The 24642-nt window shown below is 66.5% G+C and carries 22 protein-coding genes and 1 tRNA gene; 10 read left to right on the top strand and 13 right to left on the bottom strand.

Annotated elements, in window-relative coordinates; genetic code table 11:
- The first annotated feature begins 195 nt into the window (after window positions 1-195).
- On the top strand, window positions 196-606 hold the full coding sequence (locus ACWEO2_RS20345) for a DUF1707 SHOCT-like domain-containing protein (RefSeq protein ID WP_452406728.1): 411 nt from the start codon (window positions 196-198) through the stop codon (window positions 604-606).
- A complete protein-coding gene (locus ACWEO2_RS20340; protein WP_452406727.1) occupies window positions 606-944 on the top strand; it encodes a hypothetical protein in 339 nt (112 codons plus the stop codon). The genes ACWEO2_RS20345 and ACWEO2_RS20340 overlap by 1 nt, the downstream gene beginning before the upstream one ends.
- A gap of 162 nt (window positions 945-1106) precedes the next feature.
- Here ACWEO2_RS20340 and ACWEO2_RS20335 read toward each other — a convergent pair whose 3' ends face one another.
- Window positions 1107-2135, bottom strand: coding sequence for a YVTN family beta-propeller repeat protein (locus tag ACWEO2_RS20335; RefSeq protein ID WP_452406726.1), 1029 nt, complete (start codon window positions 2133-2135; stop codon window positions 1107-1109).
- On the opposite strand from ACWEO2_RS20335, the gene ACWEO2_RS20330 reads away from it, so the two are divergent.
- A complete protein-coding gene (locus tag ACWEO2_RS20330) occupies window positions 2134-2334 on the top strand; it encodes a hypothetical protein (RefSeq protein WP_452406725.1) in 201 nt (66 codons plus the stop codon). The genes ACWEO2_RS20335 and ACWEO2_RS20330 overlap by 2 nt on opposite strands.
- Window positions 2335-2523: 189 nt before the next feature.
- On the opposite strand, the gene lat is transcribed toward ACWEO2_RS20330, so the two are convergent.
- Together lat and ACWEO2_RS20320 are read right to left on the bottom strand one after the other, a co-directional pair.
- Entirely contained in the window at window positions 2524-3873 is a 1350-nt protein-coding gene (gene lat, locus ACWEO2_RS20325) for an L-lysine 6-transaminase (protein WP_452406724.1), read from the bottom strand.
- Between the two features lie 66 nt (window positions 3874-3939).
- Window positions 3940-4392 (bottom strand): Lrp/AsnC family transcriptional regulator, encoded by a 453-nt coding sequence (locus tag ACWEO2_RS20320; RefSeq protein ID WP_040686931.1) that lies wholly within the window; start codon window positions 4390-4392, stop codon window positions 3940-3942.
- A 109-nt stretch (window positions 4393-4501) separates the two neighbouring features.
- On the opposite strand from ACWEO2_RS20320, the gene amaB reads away from it, so the two are divergent.
- From amaB to ACWEO2_RS20305, 3 genes are all read left to right on the top strand, one after another.
- On the top strand, window positions 4502-6031 hold the full coding sequence (gene amaB, locus ACWEO2_RS20315; protein WP_452406723.1) for an L-piperidine-6-carboxylate dehydrogenase: 1530 nt from the start codon (window positions 4502-4504) through the stop codon (window positions 6029-6031).
- Window positions 6032-6105: 74 nt separating this feature from the next.
- Window positions 6106-6179, top strand: a tRNA-Met gene (locus tag ACWEO2_RS20310).
- 181 nt (window positions 6180-6360) lie between these two features.
- Window positions 6361-6837 (top strand): DUF3761 domain-containing protein, encoded by a 477-nt coding sequence (locus ACWEO2_RS20305; RefSeq protein ID WP_452406722.1) that lies wholly within the window; start codon window positions 6361-6363, stop codon window positions 6835-6837.
- A 120-nt stretch (window positions 6838-6957) separates the two neighbouring features.
- Here the strand turns inward: ACWEO2_RS20305 and ACWEO2_RS20300 are convergent, their stop codons facing one another.
- From ACWEO2_RS20300 to ACWEO2_RS20275, 6 genes are all read right to left on the bottom strand, one after another.
- Complete coding sequence (locus tag ACWEO2_RS20300) at window positions 6958-7362, bottom strand: hypothetical protein (protein ID WP_452406721.1); 405 nt, start codon at window positions 7360-7362, stop codon at window positions 6958-6960.
- A 10-nt stretch (window positions 7363-7372) separates the two neighbouring features.
- Window positions 7373-7630 (bottom strand): hypothetical protein, encoded by a 258-nt coding sequence (locus ACWEO2_RS20295; protein WP_452406720.1) that lies wholly within the window; start codon window positions 7628-7630, stop codon window positions 7373-7375.
- Window positions 7631-7944: 314 nt separating this feature from the next.
- Window positions 7945-8163 carry a hypothetical protein gene (locus ACWEO2_RS20290; protein ID WP_452406719.1) on the bottom strand — a complete coding sequence of 73 codons (219 nt, stop codon included), beginning with the start codon at window positions 8161-8163 and terminating at the stop codon, window positions 7945-7947.
- 90 nt (window positions 8164-8253) lie between these two features.
- Window positions 8254-8733, bottom strand: coding sequence for a DNA-directed RNA polymerase subunit beta (locus ACWEO2_RS20285; protein ID WP_452406718.1), 480 nt, complete (start codon window positions 8731-8733; stop codon window positions 8254-8256).
- Entirely contained in the window at window positions 8733-9221 is a 489-nt protein-coding gene (locus ACWEO2_RS20280) for a hypothetical protein (RefSeq protein ID WP_452406717.1), read from the bottom strand. The genes ACWEO2_RS20285 and ACWEO2_RS20280 overlap by 1 nt, the downstream gene beginning before the upstream one ends.
- A gap of 114 nt (window positions 9222-9335) precedes the next feature.
- Entirely contained in the window at window positions 9336-10082 is a 747-nt protein-coding gene (locus ACWEO2_RS20275) for a GntR family transcriptional regulator (protein ID WP_452406716.1), read from the bottom strand.
- 72 nt (window positions 10083-10154) lie between these two features.
- On the opposite strand from ACWEO2_RS20275, the gene ACWEO2_RS20270 reads away from it, so the two are divergent.
- Entirely contained in the window at window positions 10155-11264 is a 1110-nt protein-coding gene (locus ACWEO2_RS20270; RefSeq protein WP_452406715.1) for a DUF1152 domain-containing protein, read from the top strand.
- Here the strand turns inward: ACWEO2_RS20270 and ACWEO2_RS20265 are convergent.
- On the bottom strand, window positions 11261-14734 hold the full coding sequence (locus ACWEO2_RS20265) for an indolepyruvate ferredoxin oxidoreductase family protein (protein WP_452406714.1): 3474 nt from the start codon (window positions 14732-14734) through the stop codon (window positions 11261-11263). The genes ACWEO2_RS20270 and ACWEO2_RS20265 overlap by 4 nt on opposite strands.
- A gap of 621 nt (window positions 14735-15355) precedes the next feature.
- Here ACWEO2_RS20265 and ACWEO2_RS20260 point away from each other — a divergent pair.
- On the top strand, window positions 15356-16510 hold the full coding sequence (locus ACWEO2_RS20260; RefSeq protein WP_354958142.1) for a lipase family protein: 1155 nt from the start codon (window positions 15356-15358) through the stop codon (window positions 16508-16510).
- A gap of 55 nt (window positions 16511-16565) precedes the next feature.
- Here the strand turns inward: ACWEO2_RS20260 and ACWEO2_RS20255 are convergent, their stop codons facing one another.
- Both ACWEO2_RS20255 and ACWEO2_RS20250 read right to left on the bottom strand, forming a co-directional pair.
- The gene (locus tag ACWEO2_RS20255; RefSeq protein ID WP_452406713.1) at window positions 16566-17405 is read right to left on the bottom strand and encodes an SDR family oxidoreductase; all 840 of its coding nucleotides are present in this window, start codon (window positions 17403-17405) and stop codon (window positions 16566-16568) included.
- Window positions 17402-18349, bottom strand: a complete 948-nt coding sequence (locus ACWEO2_RS20250) for a patatin-like phospholipase family protein (protein WP_452406712.1) — start codon at window positions 18347-18349, stop codon at window positions 17402-17404. The genes ACWEO2_RS20255 and ACWEO2_RS20250 overlap by 4 nt, the downstream gene beginning before the upstream one ends.
- A 69-nt stretch (window positions 18350-18418) precedes the next feature.
- On the opposite strand from ACWEO2_RS20250, the gene ACWEO2_RS20245 reads away from it, so the two are divergent.
- Window positions 18419-19048, top strand: a complete 630-nt coding sequence (locus ACWEO2_RS20245) for a TetR/AcrR family transcriptional regulator (RefSeq protein ID WP_452406711.1) — start codon at window positions 18419-18421, stop codon at window positions 19046-19048.
- Here ACWEO2_RS20245 and ACWEO2_RS20240 read toward each other — a convergent pair.
- On the bottom strand, window positions 19038-19583 hold the full coding sequence (locus ACWEO2_RS20240; protein ID WP_354958123.1) for a histidine phosphatase family protein: 546 nt from the start codon (window positions 19581-19583) through the stop codon (window positions 19038-19040). The two genes, ACWEO2_RS20245 and ACWEO2_RS20240, sit on opposite strands and share 11 nt — an antisense overlap.
- Before the next feature lie 148 nt (window positions 19584-19731).
- Between ACWEO2_RS20240 and ACWEO2_RS20235 the strand changes: the two genes are divergently transcribed.
- Window positions 19732-24546, top strand: a complete 4815-nt coding sequence (locus ACWEO2_RS20235) for an ATP-dependent helicase (protein ID WP_452406710.1) — start codon at window positions 19732-19734, stop codon at window positions 24544-24546.
- Window positions 24547-24642 lie beyond the last annotated feature (96 nt).

The following is a 24642-nucleotide window of genomic DNA, read 5'->3' as shown; positions in this document are numbered from 1 at the left end:
GCACTCATCTTCGAGTTACCCGAAATCCTCACCGGCTCCACATAATCCGCGAAACTGATGCGGCGGCCGACCGATCATGCCGCAACCCGGCGCGTCAGATCGTGAAATCGCCGACCGCGCCGCTGCGGCATGCCACGACGGCGCTACCGCGAGACGGTGAGATCGGGTACGGCGATAGCCGCTAGCCTTGCTGCTATGAGTGACGTGCCCGAGATCCGCATCGGCACCGCGGAGCGTGAGCAAGCGATGCAGCGACTCTCCGATCATTTCGCCGCCGGGCGGCTCAGCGTGGCCGAGTTCGACGAGCGCAGCGCCGCGGTCGCGGCCGCGCTGACCCGAGGTGACCTGGACAAAGTCTTCGTCGACCTGCCCGGCCCCGCCCCCGTCGCCGCAGTCCCCGCCAAACGCGACGGTTTCCTCGACGAATGGCCCGAGCGAGTGATGGCGGTGATCCCGATCCTCGCGGTCATCCTCTTCTTCGCCACCGGCAGTTGGCTCTGGTTCCTGGCCATCCCATTGGCGGGCGCACTGCTGTTCGGCAACCGGCACGAGCACCAGCAGCGCCGCCGCCAGCGCCGCCGCGGCCGCAGGGAGATCGAGGACTAGTGGAACCCGTCGAAATCAATGCGGGCACCTGGTACCTGCGCGCACTGCGCGCCGACGACCGCATCGATGACCGCCCCGCCCTGGCCGACGGCGGCATCACCGATCCGGACTATGTCGCCCGCCGCACCGCACAGTGGGCCGAGGAAACCAACTTCTCCTGGGCCGTCTGCGAACCCACCACGGCCGAATTGGTCGCCGAGATCGTGGTGACCCCCGGCACCGACGACACCGCCGAACTCACCGGCTGGGCCCGCCCCGGATATGAAACCGCCCTCGACACGGGCACGACGGCGGTCCGCCGCTTCGTCGAAGGCGGCCTCGGCCTCCGACTGCCCTGAGCCGGTGGCCAATTGGCCAACGGCAGCAGCACGCAGACGCCGGTGCCGCTGCTGCAGAAGCGGATCGGCGGGCCCGAGCATGACAGAAAGGCCGTTCCGGTTGTCGGAAGCAGCCTTTCGTGCCTCATGAATACCCGCGCCGCTACGTCGCGCGCTACCCACTCAGCGCATGACCCCGGTGTGGCCGGTGGAATAGCGCCCCGGCTGCGGCCAGATGGTGAGACCGTGCGCCCCACGCCCAACAGGTATGCGCGCCAAAAGATTCCAGTTCACGATATCGATTGCGTAGACCTCACCGTGATGGCGACCGGATACCCAGAAGACCCGCCCGTCCGCGGAGATATTGCCCATATCCGGACTGCCCCCGCCCGGGATGAACCACTTGTGTACCAGTTTGTTCTCGGCGAAATCCCACACCGAGATGCTGCCCTCGTGCCGGTTGGTGATGAGCAGCTGTTTGGAATCGCGGGTGACGTACAAACCGTGCGCCCCCTTGCCGGTCGGCACGAAACCGGTATTCTCCCACGATGATGCGTCGATTGTGTAGATGCCGTCGGCGACCATATCGGCAACGAAGAAGGTGCGTCCGTCCGGCGAGAGCTTGACGTCCTGCGGTTTACCGCCGCGACCGTCCGGCAGATCGATCATCTTGACTACCGCGCGCTCGGCGACATCGAACACCAGCATCCGGCCGATGAATTCGCAACTGGCCAAGGCGAATCTGCCGTCGGCGGTGAAGTCCATGTGGTCGATGCCCGCGCAGTCGGGCACCGCGAGCGCGTGCACCTGCTGCCAGGTGTGCGGATCGTAGAAGTCCAGCGACTTATCCGCCTCGGCGACGACGAGTGCGTATTGGCCGTCCGGCGTGAAGTACATGTTGTAGGGATCGCGGACCGGGAATGGTTCACCGGGTTCACCGGTGCGCGGATCGATCGGCAGCAGGCTGCCACCGCCGATCGGCAGATCATTGGTCACATACAGCGTCTGCATGTCATAGGACGGCACCACATGCTGTGGCTCCCGGCCGCCCGCCGGATAGCTGTCGATCACCTGGAAGGTGCCCGGATCGATCACCGTGACCGAATGCGATTCGCTATTGGGCACGTAGACCAGGGACCGATGGTCGGCCACCGCCGGACTCAGCTCCCGGTCCGCGGCATAGACGTCGGTCGGCGACAGCGGTGGCGGCATGCCGGGTAGCAGTTTCTCCAGATTCGGCGGCGCCGCGCTCGCGGCCGCGACCGGCCTGGAGGGTGGCGGATTCGCCACACCTGCCGATCCGGCCTCGCTGGAGGCACACCCCGCGACCGTCACGAGGACGGTCAGCGAGGCGACCAGTGAATGGATGGCGGACCTGCTGGTCTCGCCGTTCGGTGCGCAGCTTCGGTGATTGCGCTGTCGGTTCACGCGCTGCACCGTGCCAGGAGGTGGTGAAGACGAGATGACATGGGTGCGAAGCCTAGGCGTTGCCGCCCGGATTCCGCAGCATCCCCGCCGACGTGGGACGGATTGCCCGAATCATCCGGAAATGTGTACTCGGGCAGTCGAACTTCCGATCGTGGCCGAATACCCGACGCCACTACCCCGCGTCGCTGAGCACCCGTTCGAGCGCGTCGACCGCGGCATCCAATTCGGCCTCGGTGACGGTGAGCGGCGGCCGGAAGCGAATGCCACGCTCGCCCGTGCCGAGGATCAGCACACGCTCGCGTTCCCACAGCGCGGTCAGCAGCTCGTCCCGCAGTTCGGTCGTGGCGAGCGTGATCGCGCACATCAGCCCGCGCCCGCGCGGCTCGGTGATCCGAGGATGGTCCGCGGAAAGCTGCTCCAGACGCCGCAGCAGATGCGCGCCGAGCGCCTGCGATCGCTCGATCAGTTCGTCGCGCTCGAGCACCTCGAGAATGCGCCGGGCGCGCACCATATCGGTGAGGTTGCCGCCCCAGGTGGAGTTCAGCCGGGAGCTGACGACGAAGACGTTATCGGGCACCTCGTCCACCCGACCGCCTGCCATCACGCCACAGACCTGGGTCTTCTTACCGAATACGACCACATCCGGCGCGAGCCCGAGTTGCTGGTAGGCCCAAGTGGTTCCGGTCATGCCGACACCGGTCTGCACCTCGTCGAGGATGAACAGCGCATCGTGCTCATGGCAGAGTCGCTGCACGGCCTGCAGGAATTCCGGACGCAGATGACGGTCGCCGCCCTCGCCCTGGATCGGCTCGGCGATGAAACATGCTATGTCGTTCGGATTTTCGGCGAAGGCGCGACGCATCTGGTCGAGCGCGTTCGTCTCGGCGGCGACGATATCGACGCCGTCGGCGAGGTAGGGCGCGTCAATGCGCGGCCAATCGAACTTGGGGAAGCGCGCCACCTTCACCGGATCGGTGTTGGTCAGCGACATGGTGTAGCCGGTGCGGCCGTGGAACGCTCCGGTCAGATGCAGCACCTTGGTACCGAGTTCCGGTGCCCGGCCGTGGGATTCGTTATGCCTGCTCTTCCAGTCGAACGCGACCTTGAGCGCGTTCTCCACCGCGAGTCCGCCGCCTTCGATGAAGAACAGGTGCGGTAGCCGGGGGTCGCCGAGTACCCGCACGAAGGTCTCCACGAAGCGGGCCATTTCGACGGTATAGATATCGGAGTTGCTCGGCTTGTTGAGCGCGGCTACGCCCAGATCGGCACGGAACTCTTCGTCATCGGCCAAGGCGGGATGGTTCATGCCAAGGGCATTCGAGGCGAAGAAGCCGAACATGTCGAGGTAGGAGCTGCCGTCGCGTTCGTCGACGATACGGCAGCCACGGGATTTCCGTAGATCCAGCACCAAGTCGAATCCGTCGGCAAGGATGTGCGCCGACAGGATCTCGTGTACCCGGGTGGCGGGGGCGACAGGTGCAGTGCCACTCCCCGCGCGGGTGCGCTCCAGTTCGATGGTCACATCCGTAGGGTACGGAAATCTTTACGAAAGATCTACATAACAAACGTACTAATTACGGTTCGGCGGCTATCTGTCGTAGAATGTCTGCAAGATGATGGTGCTTCGAGTTCTCACGTTGGCGGTCGCCCTGATCTCCTGTAGCAACTGCTCGAGGTGCCGAGGAGAGGCCACCCGCACCAGCAGCACGTAACTCTCGTCACCGGCCACGGAGTGGCATGCCTCGATACCCGGGATATGTTGCAGCACGGCAGGCGCGTCATCGGGTTGCGAGGGGTCGAGAGGAGTGATGGCGACGAATGCCGACAACAGTTGTCCGAGCGCCTCGGGGTCGACATGCGCGGTATACCCGCGAATCACCCCGCGCGCCTCTAATCTGCGGACCCGCGATTGCACAGCCGACACCGATAGGCTCGCCTTCTCGGCCAGATTCGACAGGGTGGCGCGACCATCGGCCATCAGTTCACGAATCAGCAGTCGATCGATGTCATCGAGTACGGGTCTTGCCGGTGTATCCGCCATCAGCGAAGGCTAACCCAGCGGACGCTGCTCGGTGCAAAAACTTTCAGTCGTTAACTCGCCGTACCCATCCGAGACCGTCCAGCGACCCAAAGCCACAGCGGAGCAACCGATGACACACACGCTCGACCACCATCTGACCAAGGATCTCGCCGCCCGCGCGGCACAGCTGCTGCACACGCTCGGCGCGCAGCAGCCGGTAGCCGGGGAGTTACCGGCGCGTACCCCGATCACCGGTGGCACGCTGATGACCCTGCGCGCCGATGCCCTCGACGAGGTGGATGCCGCGATCGACAGAGCGGCACGGGCATTCCGCGATTGGCGCGCCGTGCCAGCGCCGGTGCGCGCCGCCGTGGTGCGGCGGCTGGCCGAACTGCTCACCGCGCACAAGGCCGAACTCGGCGAACTGGTCACCCTGGAGGCGGGGAAGATCGGCGCCGAGGCGGTCGGCGAGGTGCAGGAGATGATCGACATCTGCGAGTTCGCGATCGGGTTGTCACGGCAGCTGTACGGCAGGACCATGCCATCGGAGCGGCCGGGGCATCGACTGATGGAGACCTGGCATCCGCTCGGCGTGGTCGGGGTGATCTCGGCCTTCAACTTCCCGGTCGCGGTGTGGGCGTGGAATACCGCGATCGCGCTGGTCTGCGGTGACACGGTGGTGTGGAAGCCGTCGGAGACGACACCGCTGACCGCACTTGCCTGCCACACCCTGTTGCGCCGCGCGGCCGCCGATGTCGGCGCGGATCCCGAAGTGCACCAACTGATCCAGGGCGGTGCGGAAGTCGGATCCAGGCTGGTCGACGACGAGCGCGTTGCGCTGGTCAGCGCGACCGGTTCGGTGCGGATGGGTCGCATCGTCGCACCACGGGTGGCCGCTCGATTCGGGCGGTGCCTGCTGGAGCTGGGTGGCAACAACGGTGCGATCGTCACGCCGACAGCGGATCTGGAGCTGGCGGCGCGCGGTATCGTCTTCGCCGCGGCGGGCACGGCCGGGCAGCGCTGTACGACATTGCGGCGGCTGATCGCGCACGTCGATATCGTCGGTCCGCTGCTCGATCAGGTCGCTGGCGCGTATCGACAACTGCGCGTGGGCAATCCGCTCGATGACGGCGTGCTGGTCGGCCCGCTTGTCAATGGCCGGGCCTACGAGGGAATGCGCGCGGCGATCGACCGCGCACTGGCCGACGGCGGCGAACTGGTATGCGGCGGTGAGCGCGTAGCCGGCTTCGGCGACGACGCCTTCTACGTGCGGCCCGCGATCGTGCGCATGCCCGCCCAGACCGCCGTGGTTCGCGAGGAGACCTTCGCACCGATCCTGTACGTGCTGACCTACCACGATTTCGACGCCGCCGTCGCCATGCACAACGGCGTGCCACAGGGGCTTTCCTCCGCCGTCTTCACCGGGGACCAGCGCGAGGCCGAACGCTTCCTCGCCGCCGACGGCTCGGACTGTGGCATCGCCAATGTCAATATCGGCACCTCCGGCGCGGAGATCGGCGGCGCGTTCGGCGGTGAGAAGCAAACCGGCGGTGGACGGGAGTCCGGCTCGGATTCGTGGAAGGCGTATATGCGTCGAGCCACCAATACCGTCAACTACTCCGACCAGCTGCCCCTCGCCCAGGGCATCCAATTCGGCTGAGCCGCGACCAGTTCGGCCCCGCGATAAATCACTCGCGCCGCCTCGCCGCCCCTGCGTACCCTCGAAAGCGACGACGCAGGGTGGAGCAGCTAGGTAGCTCGCTGGGCTCATAATCCAGAGGTCGCAGGTTCGAATCCTGTCCCTGCCACTAACGGTCCGGGCCGGTCGGTTTGCAAACCGACTGGCCCGGACCATTTTTCATCGATAGGTGGCCGTACGGCGAGTCGCCACGAGTGTCGGTAACGGGCCGTCTGCTGGACCGATGGAGCGGGTAGTCCAGGCAGCACACCCACACTGACCGGCCTGGCCGCGACTTCCGTAGGGGACCCATGAGAAACCGCTTCACCGCAGTGCTCGGCATCGTCTTCGTGGGCGCGTTCGCACTCCTACTCGGCGGCTGCGCATCGCCACCGAGTGGCCCCGGCCTCGTCGCCGCGACGACGTCGACCGTAGCCAAGACCACCTCGGCACCGACGACAACGCCGAAGCCCGCGCCGACAACGCCGGCCCCCACACCGCTGACCACGGCGTCACCACCCGCCGCCGCGGCCCCCATCACGCCCGAGCCGATCGCCTCGCCGCCAACGACCACGGCCTACCAACCGCCCGCGGCAGCCGCACCGGCCCAGCCGATCTGCGGCGACGATTCCTACCTCAACTCCGACAACCAGTGCGTCCACCGCCCACAGTCGGCCCCCGCCGCCCCACCCGGCGCCACCGCCCGCTGCACGGACGGCACCTACAGCTATAGCCAGCACCGCTCCGGCACCTGCTCCCACCACGGCGGCGTATCCGCCTGGCTGTAGCCCTCGGCCACTGCGGCGGCGATCCGCAGGTATCCGTCTTTATGGCTGAGCACCCGCACGGGGGATGCCCGGCGCTAAAGGGTGGAGCCCTCAGCCTGCTGACTGGGGGCTCCATATTGGTTACTCAGCCCCGTCGATCTGGGCTCGAAACACGTCGGCATCCGGCCCCGACAGTTCGTAGGTGACAGTGACCGGCTCGGCCGGGTTCAACTCGTCACGACCAGCGGGCCCTGGCACCATCGAGGCCACCAGCTCCACCAATTCCGTGTAGGTCAACGCCTTCTGCGGCGCAGACGGATCGAAATCGTTGATGACACCGCGCTGCAACGGTTTTCCGCCACCCCGCGGCCACCACACCTCGAGTGTCGACCATGGGATGCCCTGCAGCAGGGCTACTTGCAGATCCTCGGGTGCCAGATCGTTGCGGCCATGTTGTTCGGCCACCCGCACGGCACGACGAAGCAGTGAAATCACTGCCGGGCTCGCCCCCGTGATCGTGGTGACGGAACCAAATCGTGAGGTCATGGCATCGAGACTATCGCCCGTACTTGCTATTGCCGCCGGTATCGAAGACCTCCATCGGGGAGCCGTCCGGCATGGTGTAGAACCGCGTCCCGACACACCACAGTCGGATTGTCTTGCCCGGTGCTGGACAGGCGACTTTGTCGTTCTTGGTCACAGGCTGCTCGGCGCATCGGATGACTACACCGCCCGACTCCTCGCATTGCTGGACGGTGACGGCCTCGGCCGAGCCAATGGCGGCCATAACGGCTGCGATGCAGGCGGCGGTCACGAAGATTGAGCGTTTGATGGCAGTTTGCATGATTCCCCCGCGGAATACAGGTATTGAACGGACACAGCGGTCCATATTTCGGACGCCCCTGGTGGTGTCTGATCCAGGAGATGCCGTCTACCACCCCGGTCCGGCAAAGCAGGCCCAGGGCGGCGTCGAATAACGGTGTTCTGGTGTTGATTTGGTGGGCGGCGCGCGGCTGTTTCGCAGCTCGGCTGTCATGGCGAGACCCCTTGCTCGTACATCTCCAGCTGTTCCGGGCGTAGCTTGAAGGCAAGCAATGTTGCTGACGTGCAAAGCGTTTGGCGTTTCATTCATGGTTCGAGGTACAGCCGTTCGTTGGGCAGGCACGGCAGGCCACGGGTGGGTCCGGGAATCACCGTTACCGCGTCGGGGTAGTGGTGATCGCGCCAGTCCTCCACAAAGATCAGCGCGGCTGTGAGGCAGACCGCGAAGTCGAATCGTGCGCCATGCAGGAACACCGACAAATGCACATCCGGATCACCCGGCCGCGGGGAAGCCTGCGCACTCATCACGCGGATCCGTGATCGACCGATGCTGATGCAGCCCGCTCACATCGAGCGAAATAGCCCCAATTGCCTTGGCAGTTCCAGGGTTACCGCTCATCGGTCGGCGTCTGGTGGACGGATGACGACGCATGCGCGGATCGCATCGACTACGGCGACTCCCGATGGCCGGAATGTATCACGTGGCAGTTCGATCCAGACCCGCAGTCCGGCTTGCCAGTCGGCGGGTGACGGCAACGCGATTTGCGCCCCGGACCGAGCGACAGTCACGTTCAGCCGGAACAACTCTGAGAACAATGGCACGTCGTCGGGCAGATCGGGTCTGACGATGAATGTCCATCGTCGCGAGCGAGGGTGGGAGATGATCGGGCCGGTCGCCTGCTGCCGAATTTGCATGTGGGCCTTGACCATCTGACCGAGGTCGGCGGGCATGGTGACCGCGGATACGCTGCCCGCCCGCACCGTAATCCGCCCCATCGCGGGGTCGACCTCAGCCGCAAGCCCACAGGTCTGCTGATAGAACAAACATCGGCTCGTAGGGGTATCGGCCAGCAGTTCAGGTGTCAACTCGTGCATCACTGGTCACCAGCCACGATAGTCAGGGGCACAGGCCATTGATGACCGCATGGATACACCTGCTCGGGGGTGACCAGGTCACAGACGAGGGTGATAGCCCGCTTCAACTCGTCGACGTGCTCGAGGCTGGGTGCAAGGACAGCGACAGCTTCAGCGTCTCCAATGTGCTGCGACAACAACAGCGCTGCAGCGCGGGAGTCCACATCGAACACGACGACCTCGACGAGGAAGTAATTATGCTCTGCCGCTATGCGTTTCAGCTCTATGGCGGTTGACGCGCTCTGCGCTGCGCTGCCCCAGCGGACCACGCCGATCGCATTCGACCCCAGTTCCCCGCCTGCGATCGGCACAGCGTCTTCGATTGGGGGCTCCCACTCATTGAGGGCACCGATGTAGCGCATCAGCACTTCGGCTGATGCATCGCAGTACACAGGACCTTGCGGCCCAATGAACGGTGCGGCCCGATTCGGTAGCGCGTGGTTTGGCATTACGGGCTCCCAGGTTGGTTCCGTTGCGTCACAACTGGATCACGCCACTATTTGGATAGTGGCACATGCCACTTGCTTGAATCAGGAAATATTTCGAAGAGACTGCCATGTCGGTCAGAAAGCTATCGGGTACTCCTGGCGAAACGCCCATCGTTGCGGCGGATAGACCGCCTCATCGAACTGGATCGGACTGTCATCGGAGTCGTAGGCCACCAGCCAATAGACCAAGGCCGGTGATGCATCCGGCAGATCGAGTGCCGCCCGCTCGTCATCGCTGGCGGGCCGAGCGCAGACCTGGTCACGGGCATAGGCGGCGCGCATATCGAGGGCGTCGGCGAGATATGGGAGAGTGCCGCCCCGGATCCTCTCGGCGACCAGCAGCCGCGGCGCGGAATCGGCCAAGGCTGCCGGAAACCACGACGTCGATAGCTCCGTCGGCCCGCTCACCTCGTTGTATATGACGCGCCGCCGCTGCACTACAGGGCTGCCCTCGTCGAGCCCGAGCGCAGTCGCGACATAGTCGGGCGCGTCCACTCTGCCGACAAGCGGGAACTCGACACGCTCGGTGTCGGAGTACATCGTGCCCATCGTCGCGGCACGCTCGAATCGTTCACGCGCTCGCGGCGCGGCATTCGGTTCACGGACGAACGTGCCGGACCCGCGGCGTGATTCGACCAATCCCTGCTGCCGCAATGCCTGCAAGGCCTTGGTTGCAGTCGGCCGGGACACCTTCCATGCGGCGGCGAGTTCCCGTTCGGACGGGACCTCCGCGCCTGGCGGTAGGTCGCCACGAACGATCTGATCCCGCAGGTATCCTGCGATTTGCAGGTATTTCGGAAGTACCTCTTCGATCTCGGGCAACGCTTCATCCTTGGTCTGAGTACCATATGCCACTGGCCAGTTTATGAGTCGCGGATTGGTTGGTGAACGACGATGACGACAGTAGCGATCGCTGCGGGTGGGGGCGGCGACGCGGTCACGGCGGCCATGCTCGCCGACAAAATGCCAGCTCTGGGCGTGGTAGCCATCATGAGCTACTCATGGGACCGGCTAATTGTCGACCCGACACCCGGCCCGAGGACGCGGGCCGACTTCCATGGGTTGATCGACCACGGCGGAGTCTTCGAAGTGCCACCCACGGCGGCCCTGCACGGCGACGGGAAATCGACACTCCCGCGCCTTGCGGGGCATGTCGCACAACCGCTGCTGCTGATGGACATCGAGGCTGGGGTAAACGGTCTCGCGCGTCAGATCCGTTATGCGGCTTCCGCGTTCGACGCTGATGAGGTCGTGGTGATCGATACGGGCGGCGACATCCTGGCCACTGGCAATGAGCCAGGGTTGCGTAGCCCGCTGGCCGACTCTGTTGCTTTGGCCGCTGCAATTACGTCCGGGCTGCCGACTCAGGTGCTCGTCGCCGGTGCCGGTCTTGACGGCGAATTGTCCCGTGCCGAGCTCAACGGTCGGTTGCACGCTCTGGATGCCGAGATTGTCGGCGATCTGATAGCCAGGGATGCGGAAGGACTGGCGAGCATCTGGTCATGGCACCCATCGGAGGCCAATGCTCTGCTGGCCGTGGCTGCGTCCGGCTGGCGCGGCTCCGTCGAGACCCAGCGCGGTGTCGTCATCGAGGTCACCGACGCGGCCACGCGCGTCTACCGGATTGCAGCCACCGCTCTTTCGGAATCGTCGCTGGCAGCGTTGTTCACGCAGACCTCATCTCTCGAAGAGATCGAGCGGTTGCTGCGTGAGCGGCGCGGATACAGTGACATCGACATCGAGCGTGAGCGACTGGAGCACCGCCGCCGACCCCAGCGGCCCACACCCGATGCGCTCGACATCATCGACGACTATGTCGCCGACGCCGAAGCCCGCGGCGTTGACGCTCTAACAGTGCGCCGCGTTATCGAAATGACTCACGCGACCGACCCCTCGGCAACAGAAGCATTGCGCGCCCAGCTGGCTCACTGTCGATCGAACAACTTCAAGCCGCCGCTGTACCTCGTGCGGCCGATTGCCGATGGTCGGCACGTCTGCGATTAGAGCTGTGGTGGCTCGATGCCGAGCTCCTGCAGGCCGTTTCGATAGAGCTCGACATTGGCGAGTTTGATGTCCTCGTAGCCGCGGACCATATCGGGGAGTGCGGCGGCTCGGACGGCGCGGTCGTAGCCTGCTCGGTCGAGGTCGGCGGCCAGCATGGTCACCATCTCGGTGTAGTGCGCCAGCAAGGCCCGCTCCACCCGGCGAACGTGGGCATAGCCGAAGGGATCGAACTTGGTGCCGCGCAGGCGCTTTCCCTGCGCCAGCACCCGCAGCGCGAAGTGGCTGCGCGGGCCGAGGCCGATCTTCTTCTTGCGGCCCATGGCACGCAGGACGGGCGGATGCAGCCGGTAGGTGAGGTTGGCGCCGTCGGGGAGTTGACCGGCGACCTCGTCGAGGAAGGCCGGATCGGTCAGTCGGCGGGCGACTTCGTATTCGTCCTTGTAGGCGGTGAATTTGTAGAGGCCGCGGGCCACCTGCTCGCTGAACTCGGTGCGGTCGGTGATGCGCTGCTCGGCCTCCCAAACCCGTTGCACGGTGCGGACGTAATCGCGGGCCGTGCGCACGCCCTGGAAGCCGATCAGCTCAGCGGCCCGCAGTTCGAGCAGCCGCCTGGTTTCACCCGCCGCGGTCACACCATCGAAAAGATCTGCCGGAATGGCGATCTCGGTACGTTCACGCACCTTGCGGCCGGTAGCGGCGGCGAATTCGGCCGGGCGGGCGATGGCCACCCGGCCCCAGCGAAATGCCGCGATATTGGCCTGCACGGCGACACCGTTGATCTCGATGGCCTCCTCGATCGCCGATGCGGGCAGGCGCAGACCACCGATCTGGTAGGCGGCGCCGACCAGCAGGAAGTTGGCGGCGGCGGTACTGCCGAACAGCACCTCGGCCGCGGCCAGTGCATCGAAGGATTGCACCGCATACGATACCTGCTCGAGCCGGGCAAGCAGTTCGCGCTCTTCGGGATACGCGATGGTCCGGTCGTAGACCATATCGCCGGTCGGGGTCTTGCTGGTCGACGCGACGGACAGCGTGGTCTGCTTCGAGCCGTAGGCCAGATTCTTGTTATCGGTGGCGGCGAGCAGGTCGAAGGCGACGATGCAGTCGGCCGAACCGGGTGCCAGCCGGTTCGCCGGTTCCAGCTCGCCACTAGCGAAACGCAGGTGCGAGACCACCGGTCCGGCCTTCTGGCTCAGGCCGATCTGATCCAGGCTCGCCACCTCGTATCCGGCGCGCAGCGCCGCCGTCGCCAGCACCTGGTTCACCGTCACGATGCCGGTTCCGCCGATGCCAGCGAGGAAGACATTCTGGGTTGTCGCCGGGGCGGAATTCGGCAGGTCGGGCAGCACCGGCGGCTCGGCGTGTCGAATTCCCTTACGCTTCTTCGCTTTGGCCGGATCCGGCAGTTCGACGGTGACGAAGGACGGGCAGTCGCCGTCCATACAGCTGTAGTCGGTATTGCACGAGGTCTGATCGATCCGGGTCTTGCTGCCGAATTCGGTATCGACCGGCTGCACCGAGAGGCAGTTGCTCTTGACCCCGCAGTCGCCGCAGCCCTCGCAGACCGCCTCGTTGATGACCACCCGGGTCCGCCGGACCGGCAGGGTGCCCCGCTTGCGTCGGCGGCGCGCGTCGGCGGCGCAGTGCTGGTCATAGATGAGCACGGTCACGCCCGGAATCTCACGCAGCGTGCGCTGCGCCTCGTCGAGCCGATCGCGGTGCCAGAGCAGGGTTCCGGCGGCGAGGTCGCGCTTGCGGTACTTCTTGGGATCGTCGGCGCAGACGATGATCTGGCGCACACCCTCGGTAGTGAGCTTATGGGTCAGCATCGGCACCGCGAGTGCGCCCTCGGCGTCCTGTGCGCCGGTCATCGCGACGACATCGTTGTAGAGCAGCTTGTAGGTGATGTTCACCCCCGCGGCGACACAGGCCTGCACGGCGAGTTGGCCGGAGTGGAAATACGTTCCGTCACCGATGTTCTGGAACAGATGCGGCACCGTGGTGAACGGTGCCTGCCCGATCCACTGCGTACCCTCACCACCCATCTGGGTCAACCCGGTGACCTTGCTGTCATCACGCCCCGACATCGTCACCATGGTGTGGCAGCCGATGCCGCCACCGGCCAGCGATCCCTCCGGTACGGCGGTGGACCGGTTGTGCGGGCAGCCGCTGCAGAAGTAGGCGGCGCGCTTCGCGGGCAGCACGGCGAGCGACAGCGGCCGCGGCAAGGGACGCTTCATCTCCAGATGGCCGTGGAGCGCGCGGCGCAGCGGTGCGGCGATCCGACCCGAAGTGAGCTCGCCGTCCTGGGCGAACAGCGGCCGGTTCGCGGCATCGCGCTTACCGATGATCTGCGGCGCGGCTGTCGTGCCATAGAGGATCTCGCGGATCTGGGTTTCGATGAACGCGGTCTTATCCTCGACGACCACGATCCGCTCCAGCCCGTCGGCGAACTGCCGGACCCGCTCGGGTGCGATGGGATACGGCATGCCGATGCGCAGCAGCCGCACGCCCGCGCGCAGCAGTGCGTCATCGTCGACGCCGAGATCGATCAGCGCCTGGCGCACGGCGTCGAATGTGGTTCCGGTGGCGGCGATTCCGACGGTGGCACGGGCCGGGTTCACCTCGATGATATCGAGTTCATTGCATGTGCTGTAGGCCTTGACCAGCTCCCAGCGCGGTCCGTACAGATCCGCCTCGGCGATCACGCTGTCGGTCGGCGCGGCCATCGGCCGCTGTAGGTAGGTGAACGGCGCACCCTCCCATTCGATCTCGGGCACGGTGATATCAATATCGCCCACCGTGCCATCGACCGTCCACGCGCCATCGGCGACATCGGCGACGATCTTCAGTGCCACCAGACATCCCGACGCCCGCGACAGCGCGACACCGTGCAGACCCATGGTGATGATCTCGCGCGCATTGCGCGGGAACAGCACCGGAATGCCCATCGCGGCCAACGAGCGCTCACTCACCGCCGGCACGGTGGAGGATTTCGAGGCCGGATCGTCGCCGACCAGCAGGAGTACGCCGCCATGGGCATTGGCGCCGTACATATTGGCGTGCCGCAGCGCATCCGTCGCGCGGTCGAGCCCGGGACCCTTGCCGTACCAGACCCCGACAACCCCATCATGGGTCGCATTGCCCGCGGGCAGATCGGCCTGACTGCCCCACACCGAAGTCGCGGCGAGTTCCTCGTTCAAGCCGGGCACAAAGGAAATATCGTGCTCGGCCAAAACATTCGGCATACCGTTCAGCATCTTGTCGACGCCGCCCAGCGGGCTGCCCTGATATCCGGAGACGAAGGTGCCGATCCGTCGTCCGGCACGCAGATCACGAACATGCTGCTCGACGAGCTGTCGAGCGATCGCCTGGACGCCGGTGAGGACGACGGTGCCCGCGCCGACGCGGTAGCGGTCGGCAAGGTCATAGGGGGCTGGGATCAGTTCGCGGTCGGCGAGCTCGGTCATATCGTCCACCCGTCCGCTAGGCGCCGATCTGACGCTTCGCCTCGTTGAGCATTTCTTGCCGCCATACTGTCCTTGATGAGCTGAACGCACAACCGATGTGCGACAGATTGAGCAGACTGCTCAATTTCGCCTCCTCGCGATGGGCACTGGCTATGCAGGATGCGAGGTGAAATGTGACCCCGGACACGCGAGCGGAAATGCGCGGCGTCATGCCCCGCGCGCCCGGCCGTCCAGCGGCAGTTCCGACAGCACAAGATCGTGAGCGCGGGGCAATAGGGCGCCTTCCACATTGTGAGGTATCTCATTCCACCGGAATCGCATCGCGAAATCGCCCGGCCTTGCGCTAATTTCGCAGATGGTGTCGCTTCTCGCGGCAACCGGATGGCCGCGGAGCCGAAGGAGGTGCGAGAAGTCTGCCGCGATCGGCTCGCGTTCGGTTCGGCCGCCGGTTCCTTCTTCCGATCCGTGCAGTGAACGAGGTAGTTCGCTGCGAATCCCCCTTGTAGTGCCGGTCCGTCCGACGTCGGCCGAGGTGTCTCGGGGCCTTCGGTCGTATCGTCGGTGGCGGCTGACCATCGAAGGAAAGTCTTGTCCAGAGTTCCCTTCAGGATCGCGATCCTGATGCTGAGTATCGCCTCGCTCGGGCTGCTGGGCCTGCCAGCGCAGGCCGATCCGCTCTATCCGACCCCCGACCCCGATCCGTTCTACGGTGCACCGGCCGATCTCGGTGCGCTACAGCCCGGCGACGTGGTGCGCACCCGCAAGATCGACACCGGACCCTATGTCGGCACCGAGGGCTGGCAGGTGGCGTTCCGCTCCACCAACTCGCAGGGCAACCCGGTCATGGGCGTGACCACCGTATTGCTCCCGGCCGGTGTCAAGAACCCACCGCTGGTCTCCTATCAGGCGCTGATCAATTCCCTTGGCACCCAGTGCAATCCATCGCGGTCACTGTTCAATGGCGAACTGCAGGACGCGCCCGGCGCCATGCTGCCCATCGGCCGCGGCTGGGCGATCTCACTGCCCGACTATCTCGGCCCCACCTCTGCCTACGGTGCGGCGCGGTTGAGCGGCATGATGACGCTGGACAGCGTCAAGGCCGTGCAGAAGGTGGCCGACCTCGGTCTGGCCAACTCACCGGTCGCGATCGCGGGCTATTCCGGCGGCGGCATGGCCACCGCCTGGGCGGCCGCGCTGCAACCCACCTACGCCCCCGACCTGAAGCTGACCGCCGCGGTCGCGGGCGGCATCCCCGCCGATATGGAGGAGATGGCCCTCGCCCTCGGCTTCGAACCGCACCCCGGCTTCGGGTTGGCCTTCGCCGCCGCCATGGGCTTGGAGCGCGAATACCCGAACCGGCTGCCGATTTCGGATCAGCTCAACCAGAACGGTTTGTGGTTCCGCGAATTCACGCACGACGCCTGCCGGCGCTTCCTGCTGTTCCACGGGGCCTTCCGCAGTGCCGAGCAGATGGCGGCATCGAAGAGTCTGATGGACAGTCCGGAGGCGCGAGCGGTGTTGCGGGAGAACAGCTTGCGGTACTTCCCCGGAGTTCCGACGGTTCCCACCTTTATCTGGCAGGGCCGCTTCGACACGCTGACCTTCTTCAATCCGGTGGCCGAGGTCGCCGACCGCTACTGCAAGGCGGGCGCGCCGATCGACTTCCACCCCTATGAAATCGCGGAGCATATGACCACCGCGGTCGCCGGTTTCGCCGACGCGTGGAACTACGTGGAAGCCCGCTTCCGCGGCGATCCGGTCCCGACCAGCTGCTGAAAATAAAAGCGGTCCCGGAGATGTTCTCCGGGACCGCTTTTCGTGGTACGGCTGGTTATTCGATGATCGAACGAACCTGCTGTTCGTACTTCGCGCGGGTTTCGCCGTCGGCGGGGTGCAGGGCGCGGTCACCGTCGAAGAGCCTGCGTACCAGGCGGACCGCGCGTTCGGGAGCGGCGGCCAGGGCTATGTCGATGGGGCCGAGGTAGTTCGGGACGGCTACCTCGGCCTTGCGGGTGTGGCAGGTTTGCAGGATGGCCGCGGCGACGTCTTCCGGATCGACGGTGGGCATGCCCTTGCCGAGGGTCAGGCCCGAGGAGAGGCGGGTGCGTACCGCCGATGGCATGACGCAGCTGACGCTGACGCCCTGCGGCGCGAACTCCAAACGGGTTGCGGCGGACAGGCCAACGGCGGCGAACTTGCTGGCGTTGTAGACGGCGAGGCCGGGCACCGGCACCTTGCCCGCAAGCGAGGCGACATTGACGACGTGGCCGCGGCGGCGCTCGATCATGCCGGGCACCACGGCGCGCATGCCGTGGATGAGGCCCCAGACATTGATATCGAAGGTGGCGTGGCCGACCGCATCGGGTTCGTCGAGGAACGCGCCCGCTGGCATGACACCCGCATTGTTGACGAGCACGTCCACCACACCGAAGTCGGCGACAACCCTGTCCCACCGATCGCGGGCACGCACGTCGAGCTCGTATGCGCGTGCGCCGATCGCAGCCGCGGTGGATTCCGCCGCGGCGGTGTCCACATCGGCGATCGCGACCTGAGCGCCCGCGTCCGCGAACAGCTCCGCGGTCGACCGGCCGATGCCGCGACCCGCGCCGGTGATCAGGACTCGCGCGCCCTTCAGATCGATATCCGGATAACCGTGACCGAGGATTTTCATGCGAATTCTCCTTGTTCCAGCGCCGTTCGGGTGCTGTGCAGACTGTGCTCGAATGTCGCGAGGCGGCGACGGGCGTCCATGAAGTTGGGGCCCATCTCCGCGAGATCGGCCGCGGTGGCGCCGATTACCAGCACGCGGGTGCCGGCCGCGCGCAGCACGGCGACCTCGGCCGCGAGCTGGGCGCTCATCCGATTGCGCAGCTGCCGTTCCAGGAAATGGCCGGGACCGGTCGCGGCAACCTTGTCGACGGAGGCCATCGGCGCGAGCACCAGCACCTCATCGAGTTGTTGTGCCGCGAGCAGATCCACCGATGCGGTCGATCCGGCGCCGCCGTCGACGAAGCGTCGACCCGCGATCGATACGGGCGGGAACCAGCCGGGCACCGCCCAGGATGCGCGCAGCGCCGCACCCAAGGCGGCCGGCGGCGCATCGGGTGCGCCGAACGGAACCCGGACTCCCGTCGCGTAATCCATGCTCACCAGCCACGTCGCGGGATGGGATACCCAGGAGCGGCCCGGATTCAGCCGATCCGCCAGGTGCTGCAGCCAACTCGCATCGCCACCGCCCACCGGCAGCAGCCCGCTGCCCGCGGTCAGCAATCGCTGTCCGGTCTTCGGCGCACGCAAGCTCAGGCCCAACTCACCCAGCCGCGGGCGGGGCAGCGGTGGGAACCGTCCGGGCTGGGCCCGCATATGCGCGAGCAGAACCGGATTCGCCGACGTCCCGCGTTGCATAGCGACGAGTTCGTCCACCGCGATGCCGCTGCCGAGCATGGTGACCGTCTCAGCACCCGCGGACGTGCCGATCAGCACATCCGCCTCGCGCGGATCCCAGTCCAGCACGTCGCGGGTGGCGGCCAGCGCGGCGACGATCCAGGCGAACCCCAGCGTGCCACCGCAGCCGATAGCCAGGCCGCGCCGCTGCGACCCGTTCTTGTTACCCATGGTTCCAAACACTAGCAGAATTCAAATACCTTCAGTATCTGAAATCTATCGGTACGTAGAATCACCGGTATGGCACGTCTGACCCGGTCCGAAAGTCAGGCCCGCACCAGGGCCGACCTGATCGCGACCGCACGCGACCTCTTCCTGGCCGAGGGCTATGCGAAGACCAGCCTCGAGCGCGTCGCCGAGGAGGCGGGCTATTCGAAGGGTGCGGTCTACTCGAATTTCCGCACCAAGAAGGAGCTGTGCCTGGAGGTACTGGCCCTGATCCACGCGACGAAATTCGGCGAGGTGACCGATCTGCTCGCGGCGGGCGAGACCTTGGACGATCAGCTGGCGCGGTTCCACGAATGGGCCGAGCGGACCATCGGCGACGTCGGCTGGACCCTGCTCGAATTCGAATTCGCCACCGTTGCCCGCGACGATCCGGAACTGCAGGCCGCACTGGTCTCCAGCCTCGCCATGATGCGCGGGGCCGTCGCGGCACAGCTGCAGACGCTCTCGGACACGATCGCAATCCCACTGCCGATGCCCGCCGAAGATGCCGCGACCGCGGTCCTGAGCATGGGGATCGGCCTGGGCATGCAACGGGCCGTTGATCCTTCGATACCCGCTCGGCTGATCACCGACGCGGTACGGCTGCTCGTGACGGTCGGCGCGGGACCGCTGCGCGGGATGAGTACGAATCTCAGGCCGTGAAGTGCAACGTCCATTCGCCGCGGTAGTGCAGTCGGGTGACGCTGCCCGGCGGAATGTCGATCCGCCAGAACGATTTCGGCGGCGCGTCCAGGGTCACCAACAGCGCCGCACGGATTACCGCCGGGTGGGTAACCGCGATGGTCGACATGCCCTCGGAAGCGATTTCGGCCATCCAGTACCTGGTCCGCTCGACCACATCGATCACGGATTCGCCGCCGTGGCCACGGAATTGCGGGTCGGTCAGCCAGGCGTACAGCTCGTCCTGCGGCACCGACATCAACTCACCTCCGCGCCACGCGCCCGCGTCCAGATCGCGTAGTCGAGTGTCCTCCTCGCCCGGAAGTCCCATCAGCGCAGCGGTTTCCACGGCCCTGCGCTCGGGTCCGGTGAGTACTCGAGCCGCGGTCAGGCGCCCACTTGCCGCGATTGCTCGGCGACCGGCCTCGGTCAGCGACTCGTCGACTGGAAAACGTGCCTTTCGCATCGCCTCGGTCATACCATGGCTGACCAGGTCGAGTCTGAGCACCTTCTGCACGGTTGGAAGCGTACGGCGCGGCAGTGGTGGTCGTACTTCGATTGCCAACCCTTCGCTCGGACTCCCCTGCCGCCGCGGGCCATTTGCCGAACTCGAGCGTTTCACCAGCGCCCGCTGGGCTGTCGGTGCCCAGGTGCACACTGATGCTATGGCTCAGTTCTCCACCGCGACCCAGGAGTGGTTCGACGGCGCCTTTCCCGCGCCGACGGCCGCCCAGCTCGGCGCGTGGAAAGCCATTGCCGCAGGTGAACACACGTTGGTCGTCGCACCGACCGGTTCGGGTAAGACGCTGTCGGCATTTCTGTGGGCCATCGATCAGCTGGCAACCAGGGCGAAGCCGGAGGGAAAGACGACGCGCGGCACCTCGGTGCTCTATGTGTCACCGCTCAAGGCCCTGGCGGTGGATGTCGAGCGAAATCTGCGGGCGCCGCTGGTCGGGGTCACCCAGACCGCCAAACGGCTGGGGCTGGATCCGCCCGCGATCAGCGTCGGTGTCCGCTCCGGCGATACCAGTGCGGCGGATCGGCGATCGATGCAGCGCACACCGCCCGACATTCTGATCACCACGCCCGAATCGCTGTTCCTCATGCTCACCTCGGCGGCCAAGGAGACACTGCGCGAGGTCGGTACGGTCATCGTGGACGAGGTGCATGCCATTGCGGGTGGTAAACGCGGTGCGCATCTGGCGCTGTCGCTGGCCCGGTTGGATCTGCTGACCGAGCGGCCCGCCCAGCGGATCGGCCTCTCCGCGACGGTGCGGCCGCCCGAGGAGGTCGGACGATTCCTGGTGGGAAATGCGCCCATCACCATCGTCTCGCCGCCCGCGCCCAAGACCTTCGATCTGTCAGTGCGTGTGCCGATCGCGGATATGACCGAGCCGGGCGACTCCGATCAGCCCGGCTCGATCTGGCCGCATGTGGACGAGGCGATCGTGGATCTGGTGCTGCAACACCGGTCTTCGATCGTCTTCGCGAACTCACGCAGGCTCGCCGAGCGGCTGACTGCGCGGCTCAATGAGGCCTACGCGGCTCGGCTCGGCGATGCGGTCGACATGGACCACAAACCCCCTGCCCAGCTGGGTGCGTCCACCGAAGTGATCCATGGCGCGGAACCGCTGCTGGCCCGCGCGCACCACGGTTCGGTGAGCAAGGAGCAGCGGGCGATCATCGAGGACGATCTCAAGAGCGGACGGCTGCGCTGCGTGGTGGCCACCAGCAGTCTCGAACTCGGCATCGATATGGGCGCGGTCGATTTGGTGGTGCAGGTGGAGGCGCCGCCGTCGGTGGCCAGCGGATTGCAGCGGGTCGGGCGGGCCGGACACCAGGTCGGCGAGATCTCGCGCGGAGTGCTGTTCCCGAAGCATCGCACCGATGTCATCCATTGCGCGGTCGCCTCGCAGCGGATGACGGCGGGGCAGATCGAGGCGCTGCAGATTCCGGCGCATCCCTTGGACATTCTGGCCCAGCAGACCGTCGCGGCCTGTGCACTCGAACCGATCGATGTCGACGCGTGGTTCGAAACCGTGCGCGGCACCGGCAGTTACGCCACACTGCCCCGGTCGGCGTACGAGTCGGTACTCGATCTGCTCGCCGGTCGCTATCCGTCGGATGAGTTCGCCGAGCTGCGGCCGCGGCTGGTGTGGGACCGCGACGCGGGCACGCTCACCGGTCGGCCCGGAGCGCAACGACTGGCGGTGACTTCCGGCGGCGCGATTCCGGACCGTGGGCTGTTCGCGGTCTACATGGTCGGCGAAAAGGCCTCGCGGGTGGGTGAACTCGATGAGGAGATGGTGTACGAATCGCGGGTGGGCGATGTTTTCGCGCTCGGCGCGACCAGCTGGCGCATCGAGGAGATCACCTTCGACCGGGTGCTGGTCACGCCCGCGTTCGGACAGCCGGGACGGTTGCCGTTCTGGCACGGCGACGGACTCGGACGCCCCGCCGAACTCGGCGCCGCACTCGGGGAATTCATCCGCAAGGCCGGTGCGCACGCGCCGCGGCGAATCGAGTCCGATCCGGATTCGGATCCCGGAACCAGGGGCAACGGAAAGAAGAGCGCCCGGACGACGTCGGCCGACCCGGTGACCGACGAGCTCATCCGCGGTGCGGGCCTCGACGACAATGCGACCGCCAACCTGGTGGCCCTGCTCGACGAACAGCGCACGGCCACCGGCCAATTGCCCACCGACAAGACGCTGATCGTCGAGCGGTTCCGTGACGAACTCGGCGACTGGCGGCTGGTATTGCATTCGCCCTACGGGTTGCCGGTGCACGCGCCATTGGCATTGGCGATCGGGGCGCGGTTGCGGGAGCGGTTCGGGGTCGATGTGTCGCCCAACGCCTCCGATGACGGCATTGTGGTGCGGCTGCCCGATACCACCGACGATCCGCCAGGTGCGGAGCTGTTCGTCTTCGATCCCGATGAGATCGACGAGATCGTCACCGAGCAGGTCGGCGGGTCGGCACTGTTCGCGTCGCGGTTCCGGGAGTGCGCGGCGCGGGCGCTGCTGCTGCCCCGGCGCGATCCCGGTAAGCGCGCGCCATTGTGGCAGCAGCGGCAGCGGTCGGCGCAGCTGCTCGATGTGGCTCGGAAGTTCCCGGACTTTCCGATCCTGTTGGAGACGGTGCGCGAATGTCTGCGTGACGTCTACGATCTGCCGTCACTGCGGGATCTGCTCGGTCGGGTGGCGCGGCGTCAGGTGCGACTGGTCGAGGTGGAAACCGCGTCACCCTCGCCCTTTGCCAATTCCCTGCTGTTCGACTACATCGGGCAGTTCATGTACGACGGTGACAGTCCGCTGGCCGAGCGCCGGGCCGCCGCGCTGTCCCTGGATTCGAGTCTGCTCGCCGAACTGCTCGGCCGGGTGGAGCTGCGAGAACTGTTGGACGCCAGCATTATCGAGCAGACCGAGCAGGAGTTGCAGCGGCTCACCCCCGAACGGCAGGCGCGGGATGCGGAGGGACTGGCCGATCTGCTGCGGCTGCTCGGACCGCTCACCGCCGAGGAGGCCGCGCTGCGATGTGTCGGTACGGCGGCTGCCGTTGCGCTCGACGATGACGAGCCGAGCGCACCGCATGGTGACGCGACCGAATGGTTCGCCAGCCTGCTGCAGGCCAAGCGCGCGCTGGAGGTTACCTTCGCCGGTCGAACCTGGTGGGTGGCGGTGGAGGACGCCGCACGCCTGCGCGATGCGCTCGGCGTACCGCTGCCGATCGGCACCCCGGCCGCCTTCATCGAACCGGTCGCCGACCCGCTCGGCGATCTGATCGGGCGCTACGCCCGCACCCATGGACCGTTCACCACCGAGGCGGTGGCCGCCCGCTTCGGCCTCGGCACCGCGGTCGCCGCGACCGCGCTGCATCGGCTGGTCATTGAAAAACGCGTGGTAGAAGGCGAATTCACCCCTGCTGCCAGCGGTTCGGAGTGGTGTGACGCGCAGGTGCTGCGCCGGTTGCGCCGCCGCTCGCTCGCGGCCGCCCGGCATGAGGTGGAGCCGGTCGCCACCGCCGCCTTCGGCCGCTTCCTGCCCGCCTGGCAGCACGTCGGCACCGGTGAACTGCGCGGCGTCGACGGGGTCGCGGCCGTGGTGGAACAGCTTGCGGGAGTGCCGATTCCCGCCTCCGCGTGGGAGTCGCTCGTACTGCCCGCCCGGATCCGCGACTACTCCCCCGCCATGCTGGACGAACTGATGGCCACCGGCGAGGTCATCTGGTCCGGACACGGTGCCATTACCGCGAAGGACGGCTGGATCGCACTGCATCTGGCCGATCAGGCACCGTTCACCCTGACCCCCGCCGATGAGATCGAGCTGTCCGAGGTGCACCTGCGCCTGCTCAGCGCATTGGGGGCATCGATCACGCCATGGACTCCCATCGATTCCGATGGGCAGAGACCGCTCGATGCACCAGGATCGGGCACCGACCAGGTCGTATCGCTGGATGATGAGGCGGCACCGGGAGTTTCCGCGGAGCCGGACCGCCCGGCGGGCCGAGGCGGTGCGCCACCACGACTTCCACCGGTCCTGCACGGCGGCGGCGCGTACTTCTTCCGACAGCTCGCCGACGCCACCGGACTACTCGACGACCCACAGGTCGCGGCCGCGCTGTGGGAGCTCGTCTGGGCGGGCGTCGTCTCCGGTGACACGTTCGCACCCGTGCGTGCGCTGCTCTCGGGTACGGCACGGACCACAACGGCCCATCGCACGCCGCGGCGCGCACCGCGCGGACGGGCGTATCTGCCGCGGCCGAACCTGCCGACCAGGTCGGGACCACCCGCGGTGGCGGGCCGCTGGTCGCTGCTACCGGAACGGGTGGCCGACAACACCCTGCGCGCGCACGCGACCGCCGACACCCTGCTGGAGCGATACGGCGTGCTGACCCGCGGCTCGGTGCAGAACGAGGGCGTGCCCGGCGGCTTCGCGCTGATGTACCGCGTGCTCACCGAATTCGAGGATCGCGGCCGGTGCCGCCGTGGCTATTTCGTCGATTCGCTCGGCGGCGCCCAGTTCTCCACCACCGATGTGGTGGACCGGCTGCGCTCCTTCGATACCGATCGCGCCCGCCAGGTCACCGGCGGACCACGCCGAAGCACCGCATTCGCCTTGGCCGCCAGCGATCCCGCGAACCCCTACGGCGCTGCACTCCCCTGGCCGAAGGGTCCGTCCGAGGGCGCTGGCCACCGCCCCGGACGCAAGGCGGGCGCGATAGTCGTACTCATCGACGGCGAACCGGCGCTGTACCTGGAGCGCGGCGGCAAAACCCTGCTCACCTTCACCGAGGACCCGAACACTCGCCAAGCCGCGGCCACCGCCCTGGCCGATCTGGTGCGCGACCGCCGCGTCGACTCCTTGGTGATCGACCGAGTCGACGGAGAAACGGTGCACGGCAATACCTTCGCCGGTTTCCTGACCGAGGCCGGATTCTCGGCGACACCGCGCGGCCTGCGACTACGGAGCAAGCCGTGACCCGACGGGGAACCACCGCACGGCCCCGGACTCCGCGGCGATGCAGGACCCGACGCGGCCGCGAGCGGACCCGTACGGAGCCGACGATGATCCGTT

This window comes from Nocardia sp. NPDC004278 (genome assembly GCF_053602975.1).
This window is presented reverse-complemented; position numbering and strand designations above follow the sequence as displayed.